The organism is Bacillus sp. COPE52 (genome assembly GCF_003355115.1).
Classification (GTDB): Bacteria; Bacillota; Bacilli; order Bacillales; family Bacillaceae_G; genus Bacillus_A; species Bacillus_A toyonensis.
On the sequence record NZ_CP031292.1, the window covers coordinates 4,927,585 to 4,941,991 of the forward strand.

The 14,407-nt window shown below is 34.2% G+C and carries 16 protein-coding genes, 1 riboswitch and 1 other annotated feature (1 of these 18 cut by a window edge); of the genes, 3 read left to right on the forward strand and 13 right to left on the reverse strand.

Annotation, left to right across the window (positions count from 1 at the left end; translation table 11 throughout):
- Positions 1–159, reverse strand: a binding site (T-box leader); it reaches 58 nt to the left of the window's first position.
- A gap of 105 nt (positions 160–264) precedes the next feature.
- The 4 genes from murB to DPQ31_RS25130 all read right to left on the reverse strand — a co-directional run bounded on the left by murB (position 265) and on the right by DPQ31_RS25130 (position 4,752).
- Positions 265–1,182, reverse strand: a complete 918-nt coding sequence (murB, locus tag DPQ31_RS25115) for a UDP-N-acetylmuramate dehydrogenase (RefSeq protein WP_208731152.1) — start codon at positions 1,180–1,182, stop codon at positions 265–267.
- 386 nt (positions 1,183–1,568) lie between these two features.
- Positions 1,569–1,964 (reverse strand): SET domain-containing protein, encoded by a 396-nt coding sequence (locus tag DPQ31_RS25120; protein ID WP_000573656.1) that lies wholly within the window; start codon positions 1,962–1,964, stop codon positions 1,569–1,571.
- A 195-nt stretch (positions 1,965–2,159) separates the two neighbouring features.
- Positions 2,160–3,662: a DUF4077 domain-containing protein gene (locus DPQ31_RS25125; RefSeq protein ID WP_208731154.1), complete on the reverse strand. Its 1,503-nt coding sequence runs from the start codon at positions 3,660–3,662 to the stop codon at positions 2,160–2,162.
- A gap of 31 nt (positions 3,663–3,693) precedes the next feature.
- Positions 3,694–4,752 carry an endonuclease/exonuclease/phosphatase family protein gene (locus tag DPQ31_RS25130; RefSeq protein WP_208731156.1) on the reverse strand — a complete coding sequence of 353 codons (1,059 nt, stop codon included), beginning with the start codon at positions 4,750–4,752 and terminating at the stop codon, positions 3,694–3,696.
- A 218-nt stretch (positions 4,753–4,970) separates the two neighbouring features.
- Positions 4,971–5,030: riboswitch (Fluoride riboswitch) on the forward strand.
- Positions 5,031–5,084: 54 nt separating this feature from the next.
- Here DPQ31_RS25130 and crcB (DPQ31_RS25135) point away from each other — a divergent pair.
- Positions 5,085–5,489, forward strand: coding sequence for a fluoride efflux transporter CrcB (gene crcB, locus DPQ31_RS25135; RefSeq protein ID WP_208732113.1), 405 nt, complete (start codon positions 5,085–5,087; stop codon positions 5,487–5,489).
- Positions 5,486–5,842, forward strand: a complete 357-nt coding sequence (gene crcB / locus DPQ31_RS25140) for a fluoride efflux transporter CrcB (protein WP_208731158.1) — start codon at positions 5,486–5,488, stop codon at positions 5,840–5,842. Before crcB (DPQ31_RS25135) ends, crcB (DPQ31_RS25140) begins: the two co-directional genes overlap by 4 nt.
- A gap of 28 nt (positions 5,843–5,870) precedes the next feature.
- Here crcB (DPQ31_RS25140) and DPQ31_RS25145 read toward each other — a convergent pair whose 3' ends face one another.
- The 7 genes from DPQ31_RS25145 to DPQ31_RS25175 form a co-directional block, all read right to left on the reverse strand.
- Positions 5,871–6,110, reverse strand: coding sequence for a DUF3947 family protein (locus DPQ31_RS25145; protein ID WP_000980960.1), 240 nt, complete (start codon positions 6,108–6,110; stop codon positions 5,871–5,873).
- Positions 6,111–6,210: 100 nt separating this feature from the next.
- Complete coding sequence (locus tag DPQ31_RS25150; RefSeq protein WP_208731160.1) at positions 6,211–6,423, reverse strand: DUF3955 domain-containing protein; 213 nt, start codon at positions 6,421–6,423, stop codon at positions 6,211–6,213.
- Between the two features lie 173 nt (positions 6,424–6,596).
- Positions 6,597–7,790 carry an MFS transporter gene (locus tag DPQ31_RS25155; RefSeq protein ID WP_208731162.1) on the reverse strand — a complete coding sequence of 398 codons (1,194 nt, stop codon included), beginning with the start codon at positions 7,788–7,790 and terminating at the stop codon, positions 6,597–6,599.
- A 5-nt stretch (positions 7,791–7,795) separates the two neighbouring features.
- Complete coding sequence (locus DPQ31_RS25160; protein WP_199632442.1) at positions 7,796–9,343, reverse strand: ABC-F family ATP-binding cassette domain-containing protein; 1,548 nt, start codon at positions 9,341–9,343, stop codon at positions 7,796–7,798.
- A 436-nt stretch (positions 9,344–9,779) separates the two neighbouring features.
- The gene (gene speG / locus DPQ31_RS25165; RefSeq protein WP_000076822.1) at positions 9,780–10,295 is read right to left on the reverse strand and encodes a spermidine N1-acetyltransferase; all 516 of its coding nucleotides are present in this window, start codon (positions 10,293–10,295) and stop codon (positions 9,780–9,782) included.
- Positions 10,296–10,439: 144 nt separating this feature from the next.
- Positions 10,440–10,844 (reverse strand): phosphate-starvation-inducible protein PsiE, encoded by a 405-nt coding sequence (gene psiE, locus DPQ31_RS25170; RefSeq protein ID WP_000834705.1) that lies wholly within the window; start codon positions 10,842–10,844, stop codon positions 10,440–10,442.
- A gap of 52 nt (positions 10,845–10,896) precedes the next feature.
- Positions 10,897–11,856: a nuclease-related domain-containing protein gene (locus DPQ31_RS25175; RefSeq protein WP_208731164.1), complete on the reverse strand. Its 960-nt coding sequence runs from the start codon at positions 11,854–11,856 to the stop codon at positions 10,897–10,899.
- Positions 11,857–12,288: 432 nt separating this feature from the next.
- Between DPQ31_RS25175 and DPQ31_RS25180 the strand changes: the two genes are divergently transcribed.
- Entirely contained in the window at positions 12,289–13,254 is a 966-nt protein-coding gene (locus DPQ31_RS25180; RefSeq protein WP_173781033.1) for a DUF4822 domain-containing protein, read from the forward strand.
- Positions 13,255–13,405: 151 nt separating this feature from the next.
- On the opposite strand, the gene DPQ31_RS25185 is transcribed toward DPQ31_RS25180, so the two are convergent.
- Both DPQ31_RS25185 and DPQ31_RS25190 read right to left on the reverse strand, forming a co-directional pair.
- Positions 13,406–13,837, reverse strand: coding sequence for a MarR family transcriptional regulator (locus DPQ31_RS25185; protein WP_087970473.1), 432 nt, complete (start codon positions 13,835–13,837; stop codon positions 13,406–13,408).
- A complete protein-coding gene (locus tag DPQ31_RS25190) occupies positions 13,827–14,123 on the reverse strand; it encodes a transporter suffix domain-containing protein (RefSeq protein WP_208731166.1) in 297 nt (98 codons plus the stop codon). The genes DPQ31_RS25185 and DPQ31_RS25190 overlap by 11 nt, the downstream gene beginning before the upstream one ends.
- Positions 14,124–14,407 lie beyond the last annotated feature (284 nt).

The window sequence follows — 14,407 nt, forward strand, 5'->3', positions numbered from 1 at the left end:
ATACCACTCTTAGCAATAATATCGATTGCTACTCCGCTTAGCGTTACCTAAGATACTCCAGAGTGTAATTCACAAGTTTGTTTGTGCTAGGTTCCAGCAACCCCTAGCTCTCTTTGATAACAGTGACAAACTGCTACTGGGCTCTTTCAACGTATGTTATTTGTTAAATTATTAGCCATTATATTGAATTGAAAACAAATTGTCAACAATACCCAAATGTTATTTTAAAATAATTCATACTTTTATACGCTTTTAATTCAAAAATTATTGTAGATCTTCTCCAATAATCCTTACTTCTCTCTCTAACTTCACACCGAATTTTTCTTCAACTGTCTTTTGTACGAAGTGAATTAAATCGATGTAGTCTTGTGCTGTTCCATTATCAACATTCACCATAAATCCAGCATGTTTTAATGAAACTTCTACTCCGCCAATTCGCTTTCCTTGTAGTCCTGATTCTTGAATCAACTTACCAGCAAAGTTATTTGGTGGGCGCTTAAATACACTACCGCATGAAGGATATTCTAAAGGTTGTTTCGATTCACGCTTATACGTTAAATCATCCATTTTTTCTTTAATCTCTTCATATACACCTTCTTCAAGTTCAAATCTCGCTTCAAGAATAATGTAATGATTGTTCGCAAATACACTCTTACGATATCCAAATTCAAATGCTTCTTTCGTTAAAGTGCGTAACTCTCCATCACCTGTCATTACGACAGCTTCTGTTAATACAAACGATACTTCACCACCGTAGGCACCAGCATTCATATATAATGCTCCGCCAACTGAACCTGGAATGCCACAAGCAAACTCAAGACCTGTTAAATTGTGGTCTAATGCAATACGTGATACATCAATAATTGCTGCACCGCACTGTGCTACAATCGTTGTTCCTGTTACAGTAACACCTGTAATATGAATTAAACTGACCGTAATTCCGCGAATCCCACCATCTTTAATAATGACATTTGATCCATTTCCTAAAAACGTAACTGGAATATTATATTGGTTAGCATACTTAATAACTTCTTGAATTTCATCATAATTCGTAGGCGCAACGAACACATCTGCTTTTCCGCCAACTTTAATATGCGTATGATTCTTTAACATTTCATCTTGTGTAACATGACCTTCAGGCAATACCGTACTTAAATATTTATAAACCTCTTGCATATTCATTTTACGATTCCTCTATTTCTATATTCTTTTTATCCCGCTATACGGGCCCATAATATCCCCACATACATGAAATGAAACTAAAGTGGTGGATACAGTGTACCCAAAATCAATTCGAGACACCTATAAACCTCTTAAATTATAAGAGGTGCCACTCATATTAAAATATATATTGCATAATAAAGCAACCCAAATGGACTACTAAACTTGACATGTCATCAGAAAGACAACAATTTGTAAAATATATAACTTTTACAAAACACTATCCTTCAGTATCTTACTATACCACACGAAAATAAAGTGGTATTTTTTTGTAATCTTTACTTTATTTTCTTCAATATAAAAAAAGAGCACATCCCACAGAATGCGCTCTTTCTATACTCTTTATATTACTTTTCGTTCTCTTCTTTTTCCTTATCAAACCATAATAGTTCATCGTCATCAACTTCACCATTATAATTGATTAAAATTTCTTCTCCAGCTTTTATATCCTTATAAGCAAAGAAGTTAAACGTATGGTTCTCGAAGACGATATCATACGTTGCATTCGGCTTATATGAATGATTAAATAACATGCCGTATCCTAAAAGGAATGCCGTATGATTTACCCCATACTCAAATGCGTAGTCAGCAAGTAACGTTTTCTCAATATGTTCATGCTGTTCATTCGGATAAGAGATAACTGGTGCTGAATGTATCAACTCACCCTTTTTAATATCACGAGTTGCAAATACACCTCTATTAAATTCTCCATCACTAAGTTCTGAAGTCTTAACTTCGATCATATGCGTCACCTATATAATTCTTTCTTTGAAGTATTTTATCTCGCTATCTGCGAGGTTCAACTAATAATCAGTAGCTATTAGTTAAATTTTATCTCCTTAAGCTTGGCAGAAAACTCATAGAAAAGCAATTAAATTCCTATCAAGTATTCGTTCAAATGAAAAAGAGCACATCATTTGCGCTCTTTTTCAGCGATATTATTTTTCTAAAATATCTTCTAGCAACTTCACTTGCTCACTAACAGTATGTAGCGTCTTCACCGACGTATCATTTCGATTCTTTTCTTCTTCAATACTTGCTAACACTTCTTCCGTAGCTGCAGAAGTTTGCTGAATTACGTTAGAAGCATGTGTCACATCTTTAACGATATTCGTCGTTTTAACTTGGAAATTTTCTTGATGACCAACAATCTCTCTCATTACATCATTAATCGTATCAATAAACTTCCCTAAGTCCGTTACATTCGTTAAAACACTTGCTAACATTTCGTTACACTCTTCTTGTACTCTTTCTGACTTCTCTACCTGCACTTCTACTTTACTTGCTTGATTACTAAACTCCTTCAAAATCCCTTGAATTCTCCCCGCAGAACGATTCGATTCTTCAGCAAGCTTTAACACTTCATTCGCTACAATAGCAAAACCTTTTCCATGTTCTCCTGCCCTTGCAGCTTCAATATTTGCATTTAAAGCTAGCAAACTCGTCTGACTTGAAATATTCGTTATTACATCTACAATTTCATTAATTTGTTTCGATTGTGTCATCAATTCTCTAAATATCGTTCCTGATTGTGAAACAACATCATTTAAACTTCTCATGTTAGATTCAAAATTTCTTAAAGTGTTTACACTACCCTTTGAGATTTCCAAACTTTTATCAACACGCATCGAAGCATTTCTTACTTGAGAGATGATTTGGTCAATATTTCCCTCCATATCATTCAATACTTCTACTGAACGTGACATCATCTCTGATTGTGATTGAGTACCAACTGCCACTTCTTCAAAAGCAAAATTAATTTCACTCATCGACTCCATCGAAGTGTTCATATTCTGTCTTAAATGATTGAAATTACTATCTAACTTCACAACAGTTTCCTCAATAAGCCTTTGCGTTTCTTCTAACTCCTGAGCTTTCTTCATCACTGCTTGCTTCTCATCACTTAAACGAGCCAAAAGATTAGAACCAATCTTTGTGACACCCCACATTGCGATCGTTACAATCGCTAACAAGCTTGCAAAATTTGCAGCTTCAGATGATGCTGTATAAGCAAAAAATTGATTTGGCCAATAACTACAAAGTATAAATGTAACAACAACTGCTACCCCGCCAAGAATTAAAATAAGACGTTCACTCAAATAAATAAGTGAAACTGCTAATGTAAAATAGACCATTTGAAATACAGCTGGGCTTTCATTAAATGCTTGTACCATAATGAAAGACATAATAAGTAGCATACATGTCATGATGTATTTATACATCGCTTCCATACTTTCTATAAAAGTAAGCAGCGTTCCAAATACTACGATAGAAATACCACACATCCAAAATGCTATTGCTCGCTCTGTAAAAATATATCCATAATACCCAATCGCGAGTACCCCAAGGAAGAAACTGCAAATCGTGATAAACAGCAATAAATGATTTTTCTGTGATTCTTTCTCAAGGTTAGAAAAACAAGTTCTCTTTAACCACTCCATATATGAAGCCCCACCTTCTCATACGTATCGATTACTTCAGCTTGAATATCGCACTCACTGGGTTATGATCGCTATTTTCAAACTTCAAATCTTTCCCTTCTACATTTACAATTTCAACATTCGGTGAAACGATAAAGCCATCAATAATCGTGACAAAGTTTTCACCTTCCACGTATTTCTTTACATCATCTCTCACAGTCATAACAGACGGATCTACAGCCCACTTAAAGCCACCGTCAGTAAAGTCCTTCGGTAACTCTACTAACCACTCAGGACGCTCTTTCACGAACTTCGGATCACTTAACTGAGCGTTAGAAATTAATTGATTCCAGTCTCCGCCCATTATTACATAATCACCATTTTTATAATGTTTGTTCATATATTCTTTTAAATACTCCACTTGTTGCTTTCTAATTTTTCCGCCTTCATCATAAGCAGACAAATGTAAATTTACGAGTCTAACAAATTTTCCATTATTAACAGGAATTTTATGTTCAACAATCGCTCGGTCTAAATCAAATAAACGCTTTGGCCACGGCTCCATTCCTGGTAATTGGAACCTCTTCGCTGTTTGAACTGTATATTTAGAAAACGTACTTAGTCCAGCATCAGCATATCCCATTGGACTTGTGATTGGTACCGGAACCCATTTTGTATCATAGTTCTTTCCGAACGAAGAAGCATAATCAGGCAGTCCTTTTTTCAAAAATTCATGCCCATTTATATCAAATGATCTCATTGATTTTATATCTACTTCTTGTAATAGCGTAAAATCACTATTCTCATTTTGTAAAAACGAAAGCATATTCTTTAAATTCGTTTCCGTTTGTTCTTTACTACTTGAACCAGACCCTTTTCCCCCATCCATAAAGAAGTCTTGATCCTTATCTAGTCCAGCATATCCAATATTAAACGTTGTAACTTTAAATTCATTTCCCTGCGCAATTACGCGCTCCTTATTGTTTTCCACCTTCAAGCTTATAACATCAGCTGGCTGTTCTTTTGTAAGTGTCATATACGCTAAAAACCCACCTACAACTCCCACACCTACTAAAATACATATAAGTACTATTTTTAATAACTTTTTCAAACAAACGACTCCTTTTCTAAAACATACGATTTTACTTTTCTTTATTTTCAGTCAAATAAAAAATGACAGATATACGAAACATTTTATCACACTAAAAATCTTATATCACTATATTTAGTTTATAAGTAATGATTCCCTATCTTAAATGATTTGAGAAATACAAAATACACCAACTTCTTCACTGGAAATCAAACGCAATTTTTAGTACACTATATGTAATAATTATAGGCGATGGAGTTCGCCATAACCGCTGCTTAGCTAATGACTCCTACCAGTATAACTACTGGTAGGAGTCTATTTTTTTGAGCAAGCTATTTAAAGAGGTGAGGAATTTGATTTATATTATCGTCGGTATAGCCGGTATATTAGGAGCCCTTTCTCGTTATTATTTAGGTCTTACTATTCATGAATTTTGGCATCATTCATTTCCATTAGCTACATTACTCATTAACTTAATCGGCTGCTTCTTATTAGCATGGCTGACTACATATGTTGCACGGCTAAACATCTTACCTTCGGAGGTTATCACAGGCATCGGTACTGGATTCATCGGTTCTTTTACGACGTTTTCAACATTTAGTGTAGAAACCATGCAATTAATTAATCGTTCTGAATGGAGCATGGCTTTCCTATATGTATCATGTAGCATACTTGGCGGTCTCATTATGTCTGGAATTGGCTATACACTAGGTGATTTCTTAATTAAGAAATCAGTTACGGAAGGAGATCACTTATGATGGAAGCTTTATTAGTGGCAACTGGAGGTTTTTTCGGTGCGATTACACGATTTGCAATTAGCAATTGGTTTAAAAAAAGAAATAACACATCCTTTCCAATTGCTACATTCCTTATTAATATAACAGGAGCATTTTTACTCGGTTATATAATTGGCAACGGAGTCACTACAGGCTGGCAATTATTATTAGGAACTGGATTTATGGGCGCATTCACAACGTTTTCGACGTTTAAATTAGAATCCATTCAGCTTCTCAATCGCAAAAAAATTTACACATCCCTTTTATATGTAAGTACTACTTACATAATCGGTATCCTCTTCGCATTCCTTGGAATGAAGCTCGGTGGAATATAAAAAAGCGACTCTATTGAGTCGCTTTCTTTCATAAGAAGTAAGTCCCGCCATATGGAATGGAAAGTAAACCCGCTGGATACACATCATAATGCACACTTTGCATTGGAAATTGTGAGTATTGCATATACTGTCCTTGCATCATTTGTGCAAAATATGCTTGTTGCTGCATTTGAATCACTTGATTCACAGCATGAATTGTCCCCTGCGCCCCGGCTAGCGTTATAGCCGCCCCTACTTGTCTACCATTATAAAAATAATGATTCATCATTATTCAGCTCACTTATTATTTTTCTTCCATATGGTATGTTTCTATTTCATAGTAAGTATTTTGTCCCGATTGGAGAATCCATCACTAATTAAACTTCACTTTATCTATTACTTTTTCTCAGCTTTGAAGTAATACATCCAAATAGTAATACACCAATACCACTAAAGAACAATACATAACTTACCGGTACTAGGAAAAAGAAAGGTTCTTCAAGAAATCCATCCGCTCCGACTTTACTGTTTGAAGCATGTATAGTTAAAGAAATAATCGCTAAAATCATGAAAGAAATAGCTAATACGTATTTATTTTTCATTTTACATTCTCCTCTATTCATATAATTCTTCTTAATTAACATCATATTATCCAAAACAAAATCATTAGTCAATAATAATTTATCGTTTTACAATAAAATATTATTGACTAGGATAAAAAATATTTATGAAGCATCTTAAATTGCCTCACAAACCTTTTATAGACAATACATATTTACACTTCAAACTTCCTGCTTAATACAACATACATTGCGCAAAATAGTACGAATATCCCAGCATAAATTAACAAAACCTCTACACTAAACACATCAGCCAAAGGACCAAATATAATCATCCCTAAAGGTAAAGCACATGAATTCGCAATCTGTACGAGGCTAAACATTCTGCCATGCATAACTGGATCTACTTTCTCCTGCAATAACACAGTAACTGGCGTATTAAAACATGGCATTGTTATACCAATTAAAAAATTAAAGACTAAATACATAATAAATACCGGTGCAATTCCTAGTCCTACCATAAGCAGACCATATAACGCACAGGCCAGCGCTGTTGTATGCATACGATTACGGAAACCATCCCATGCTGCAATCAGTACGCCACCAGCTGCTGCACCAGCACTAAAGGTCATCTCACTAGCAGTAAGTCTCCACATTTCCGCCCCGAAGGAACGAGTCACCATTAAAGGTGTTAAAAAGGCGGCTGGACTTATTAAAATCATAATAATGATTAATAAAACGAGTAGCCTTTTCATACATACATTTTCTTTTAAATAAGCAAACCCTTCTTTTATACCTTGTAGATTAGATTTTTGCTTACCCCCTACATTCACATGTCCTTCCACTTGAATGATAAACATAATACTAATTCCGATTATAGCTGTAATAACATCAATAAAAAATGTCGTTTCAATGCTAGTAACAGAAAGAATTGCGGCACTTACCGCCGGTGAAAGAAACATAATTAAAGATGTAATACTACTATTTATCCCATTTACTTTCATAAGATAATCTTTCGGAACAATTTGTGGAATTAACGCATTCACAGCCGGCGTTTGTACACCTGTACCAGCTGAGCGAATGAGTAATACTATAAACAGCATCCAAATACTTTTATATCCTGTTAAAAATAAAATTGCCAAAATTAACGTAGCAATCGCTATAATCCCATCCGATAACATAATCATCTTTTTACGGTCATAACGATCAATCCACACACCAGCAAATAAAGATATCGCAATTTGTGGTAGAAAACCGCAAACAGTTGAAATGGTCAACATCGCCCCTGATGATGTTGTAAGGGTGATATACCATATAATCGCGTATTGCACGAGAGATGAACCGAACAACGAAATAGTTTGAGCGGTCAAAAATAATATAATGTTCATTCTCCAATTATTTTCATGCATATGTTTCACACCCCCTTAACTAATCCCGTCTCTATATTGAAAATACTATCCGCCCAATCAAGATAAAAACTCGCTTCATGAGATACGAGTATAATGCTGCCCTTAAACTGTATTAACGCCTTTCGCAAAGCTTCCTTCGCTTCTGCATCTAAATGATTCGTCGGTTCATCTACAATTAAAAAATTACAAGGTGATAATAACAATCCACACAGTTTCACCTTCGATTGTTCACCACCACTTAACGTACGAATTTCTTGCGAGACATGAGTATCTTTCACACCACACGCAGCTAAATGATGACGTATTTCCTTCATATTCAATGTAGGAAACTGTTCCGAAATAATTTGAAGCGGAGTTAAAGAATCATTGCTCCAATTTAAATCTTGCTCATAATATCCAATCTTTATTTGCTCTGAGAAGTGAAATTCTCCAGCAATACTAGCAATAGTGCCAACAATTGTTTTTAATAAAGTAGATTTCCCTACTCCATTGAATCCTGTAATAACAAGTTTTTGCCCACCCATTACTGAAAAATTCAATTTTGGTAAGAGAGCAAAGTCATAACCAACTTCGAGATTATTTACCTCAAGAACTGTTTGAACTGAAATAGGAAGTTCCCGAAAATGAATAGACGGTTTATGGGTAAAACTTGGTGGCGCAATTCTTTCCATACGTTGCAACTGCTTTCTACGTCCTTGTGCTATTTTTGAATTCACTCCAGCAATATTTCTACGAATATACTCTTCCGTTTTTTCAATTTTCTTCTGTTGTGCATGGTATTGGCGAATATATTCTTTTCGCAAATGCTCCTTTTGTCTTACAAAATCTGAGTATTTTCCGTAATACTTCTTAACTGTTCCAAACTCTACATCACATATGCAAGAAGTCACCTTTTCCAGAAAATCAAAATCATGTGACACGACAATAAACGCCCCTTCAAAATTCATTAAATAATTAGCAAGCCACTCCACATGCTCCTTATCAAGAAAATTCGTCGGTTCATCTAGTAATAAAATAGTCGGCTCTTCTAATAAAAGCTTCGCTAAAATTACCTTTGCACGTTGTCCTCCGCTTAATTCACCAATAATACAATCCATCCCGATAGCATCAATACCTAAACCAGCTGCCACCTTATTCGTTATACTGTCTACCGAATAAAAATCACGAGCCTCAAGCTGTTCTTGAATCTCTGCCGCTTTTAATAGTTGATTCTCATCTCCAGTCCTAGCACTTTCTTCATATAACTTGTTCATTCTATCTTCCATTTCATACAAATCATAAAAAGCTCTCTTTACATATTGTGAAATGGTATAGCCCCCATCAATTTCTGCGTATTGATCCAGATGTCCAATTTGAATATTAGGTTGCCACTTTATATCTCCTTTATCAGGAATGATTTCTCCAATCAATATTTTCATTAACGTGCTTTTTCCTGCACCATTCTGTCCAACAATCCCCATATGTTCTCCTTTATGCAAACTAAAAGAAGCATTTTCATATAAGGCTTTATCTATAAAACTATGTGATAAACTTTCAACTTTAAGTAAACTCATTCGTATTCCTCTTTTCCTGAAATTAAAAAAAGCAGAGAGATAGCGTCATTCGACACTAGCCCTCTGCTTCGTGGTTTTTCCTATACTACTCCAATTTATAGTAAAAGCTCATTGGAATAATATACACAAAGGGCCATAGACAAAGCATTGTCTATGGCCCTTAATCTATTTTATACATCGACTTACAAACCGTAACCAAATAAGCATAGATAAACTATACTTTTTTAGAAAAGTTATTCAGCCGATGAATATAGGGGATTTATGCCCCTTGATTAAGCTCCGTACAACGCTTCACCGTATACATTTGTGCGGAGCAAAGTTTTCTAATGAGTTTTACAAATTTTATATAAAGCATGTTCTGCACCTTCCTTAATACTTAAAAGGGATTTTAGCATACGGTTTTGCGAAGCGTCAACATTACTTCCAAATCATTCAACTACTTACTTTCAAAATATTGCTTCTGAAACATACACATTCTTATCGCATTATGATAGTTACCATCAACGAAAAACTCGTCGAGAAGCTCACCTTCTACCATAAATCCAACCTTTTTATAAACATGCACAGCCTTTTCGTTTTCTTTATCGACAACTAAATATATCTTATGCATATTTAAAACAGCAAAGGCATAACCCATCGCTAAACGCGTCGCTTCTGCTGCGTAACCATGCCCCTGATAATTTGGATCAATAATAATTTGGAATTCTGTTCTTCGGTGAATATAATCAATCTCCACTAACTCAACCAATCCAACCATTTCATTATCTTTCTCAACGATAAATCGGCGTTCACTTTGATCGTGTATATGTTTATCATACAAGTCCTGCAATTCTACAAAGGCCTCATAAGGTTCTTCAAACCAATACGACATAATATGCGCGTTATTATTCAGTTCGTGTACAAACTTTAAATCTTCTCGTTCTAATGGACGTAACTTCAATTCCTGACTCATTTCTATAACCTCCAAGTAAAAGAAACCTCTTCACTTAATTTCTCAATTTTTTTCAATTTCAAACGCCCTAATTTCATTGTAAACTTTCAAGTAACTTGAAGGTCAAGGTGAAAAGAGTAGTAGTGCAAACTTATGTCTGCACTACTACTCTTTTCTCAAATCTCTCATATTCGATATGTATAAAGCAATGACTAAAACAAGAATGGATCCCGCATATAATAACGTCTCCATCGGTTCCTCATGAGATACAATAATTAACCGAATTAATGCCGTAATTCCGATATAAATAAAATAACGTAACGGGAAATGATAGTTCGATTTAAAATACTTAATAATTAATGCAATAAACTCGAAGTATAAGAAATATACGATGATACTTTCAACCAATTTATACGATGTATATTTCTTTGTTGAAAAGATGTATTGAATAAATGTGATAGTCTCATTAATTAAAAAGATAGATAAGACAATGGATAATATAATTAGCGCTATATTTAATATCCATTGCAAAACACTAGCTATAAGATGATCGATATTAAATGACTTCATTTTCTCTTTAAACTCCCCTTCGTATACGTACGTATTTATTATAGCAAAATTATCATTGGAAAGAAGTTAAATCATATATTCGTCCTTTGTTGTTGCCAGTGTAGGTGATATTCATTGTTTGGAGGAGTCTTTTAACCGCAGAACTAGATTCCATATTAAGAAATTCCCTCAATTCGCTATTAGTAGTTATCATACTAAACAGAAGTGTGTAATCTTGTACAGCACGTAAATGAGCATGTTTAGACATACTATTGCAGTTTGAACAACGCCATCCCTGCCTTTCTTTTAACATTGCCATTGTAAAACATGCCTCACACTGTACGCCCTTTAGCAATTCCTCTTTTTTAATTTTATATTGTGCAAGAACATTTTGACGCTGTGGAGAGTGCTCATTCATAATCTGACCTATAAGTCCATTTATATTATCGATCGCTTTTTCTTTATATTGATTTTTAATCTGTTTTATTCTATTAGGTAAATTTGCACTGTGGATAATTTTACTAGACAGTATTTCATCTGAAGTTTTAATAATTGTACGAGGTGAACTAATTACAACGAGGGATTCAATCGGAATATTATGTAAATCATGTAGCCTCAGCCATTTTCTCAGTTGCATCTCTTGCCGTTTCAGTTGTAAAAGCGGATCTGGGAATCCTTCTTCCGAAGTACCATCTGCTATTCGAATGAGCTGATTAAACTTTGCATCAAAAATTAATGTACCAATAATATTTTTTATTTCAAGAAAAAGAAGAAAACGTGAGGAAACTATGAGGGTATCAATTTGAAAATAATGTTTCTGATCAAACAACCTAATATCATGTAAAATACTGTATTCTGTTTCAGATAAGAAACTAAGCGGATATTCAATCGCCTGCTCTCCTTTATAACCAGCCATAAATTTCGCTAGATTTTCAGCCACCATATTCCTTTTGGGATGATGAGCAGGCAATCTTCTAAGTAAAGCTTCTAATTGGAGCAAATGTACGGGCATTTTCCGCTCTTTCACAATCATTTTTATCCTCCCTCCAAAATATATCAGCGATTTTCGAAATATATCGACTTACCGACAAAAAACGACACACATCAAAAGCCTATACACAGTATAGCATCACATCCAAAATCGCACTGTAATCATAATGTTAATCCCTCCATTTGATTATGGCATTTTCAAAATGAAAGAGTAACATTCACCGCATGTAAAATTTCTTTTTTATAAATATGAAAATTTTTTAGGAATTAGTTTATCTTTTTTTAATGTTTTATTTAGAGGGAGTTTATACTCTGGGATTAACATAATAAACGTAGCAACTAAGTTCATTGATTCAACCTAAATCTTTTCATATAACAAAGATTCAGAAGGATGAACTACTACTATAATCACAAACCGCACTACTTAAAACCATGTGAATAACATGAAAATCATAAAATGAGGAGACGATAAAAAATGAACAAAAAAACGAAAGCACTATCATCAATACTGCTCGGATTTACATTAGCATTAACAGGGTGTGCTGGTACTAAAGCCGAAGAAAATCATGGTAAACAAAAACAAGAACAAGCTGCTAAAGAGACGAAAAAGGAAAACAAGTTAACGAAAGGCCAAAAAATGGCTAACATTCTTAGCGATACTAATTGGCAAGGTACAAGAGTATATGACAAAGATAAGAATGACTTAACAAAAGAGAATGCAAACTTCATTGGCCTTGCAAAATATGATGCGAAGTCCGGCAGATATGAATTCTTTGATGCTAAGACAGGTGCAAGTCGTGGCGATAAAGGAACTTTCTTTGTCACAAATGATGGGAAGAAGAGAATATTAATTTCAGAATCAATGAAGTATCAAGCTGTTGTTGACATGACAAAACTAAATAAAAATGTATTTACTTATAAACGAATGGGGAAAGACGCTAACGGTAAAGATGTAGAAGTTTTCGTTGAACATGTTCCATATAAAGAAAAAGAACTTTCTTTCACTGATCCGGACAAGCAACTGAACACTACTACAGGCGATATTGTTAAAAATGTTGATGGAGATAAAATTTTAGGCGGCACCCTTTGGCATGGAACAAAGGTATTAGATGAAGCTGGTAATGATGTAACACAGTTTAATTCTAATTTTATAAGTCTAGCAAAATTTGATGACAAGGCTAATAAATACGAGTTCTTCAATAGCGAAACAGGTCAAAGCCGCGGTGACTATGGTTACTTCGATGTTGTACACGAAAATAAAATAAGAGCTCATGTATCAATTGGAAATAATAAATATGGTGCGGCTCTTGAACTTACTGAACTGAACAATAAGAAATTTACGTATAAAAGAACTGGTAAAGACCAATCTGGTAAAGACATAACTATATTCGTTGAACATGAACCTTATAAAGGTGATGTTAAACCACAATTTAGTTTTTAATTAGTTTGATTAAAAATCCTGTACTGAACTACAGGATTTTTCTTATGAGTCTACTTTTTATATTCGAAACATGAATTAGCTGTAAACGAAAAGAAGCATAAGCTAACCAAAACGGTCATCTTATGCTTCTTGTTACAACTAGGATCAACCACTACAGCTCTCCAATTACTTTCGTTAGCTTTTGAAGCGCTGATAAAAAATTTGTTAATTCTTCAGGTGATAAACTTGCATAATATTTTTCAGAAACTTGTTGCATATATGCATCCATTTCTTTTTTATATAACAAGCCTTTATCCCCTAATTCAACTGAAAATGCACGTTTATCTTCTGCATGCTGCCTTCTGAAAATGTATCCGTCCATTTCAAGTTTTACTAACTGTTGACTAATGGCACTCTTCGTTACATTCATTTTTTCTGCTAGCTCTTTAGGGGTGGATGATGGATAACGAATAATTAATGTTAATAACGTATATTGCTGATTATTTAAATTGAAATTCGTATAGGATCTTTCTTTCGTTTCAAGTAATATCCATAATTCTTCAAGTGTTTGATTAATTTCCTCAGCTATATTTTTATTTTTCATACTTGTCTCTCTCACCTTTTCTTCTCGAATTTTTTGGGTTTACATACTTTTTATATTTTGACACCACTTCTTTCCCGACAAAGACAGCACCTATCAAAAAAAGGATTTCCCCTATTACTATACATCCTGGAATGACAACGGCCTTTATCTGAGTCGAAAGTGAAGTAAATGGTATGATTAAAGCACTCGCCCACAGTAGAACATATATGATTAGAAGCCCTATTCCAACTTTAAAAAGAAATGGCTTTTTTGGCTTATTTTCGTTTGAAACTATTTCTTTTCCCATTTCAAAACCTCCAAATATAGTTTAGTTTAGTTAACTAAACTATATATCAATATTGGTTCCATTGCAAGACTTTAAATTGCATCTAATAAAATTAAACTTTCTGGAAGCGTAAGTTGACTGTAAATAAAATGTATTTTGAACTGTAATATTGCCATAAAGCATAGTTAGAGCACTACTATACCTCAAGCACTGCTATCCTTTTTCATCTTAACCGATGAATGTTTTTTCGTGCATAATAAAAAAATAAAAAATTTCTGTCACAAAACTCGCTGTTCCGGGTTCTC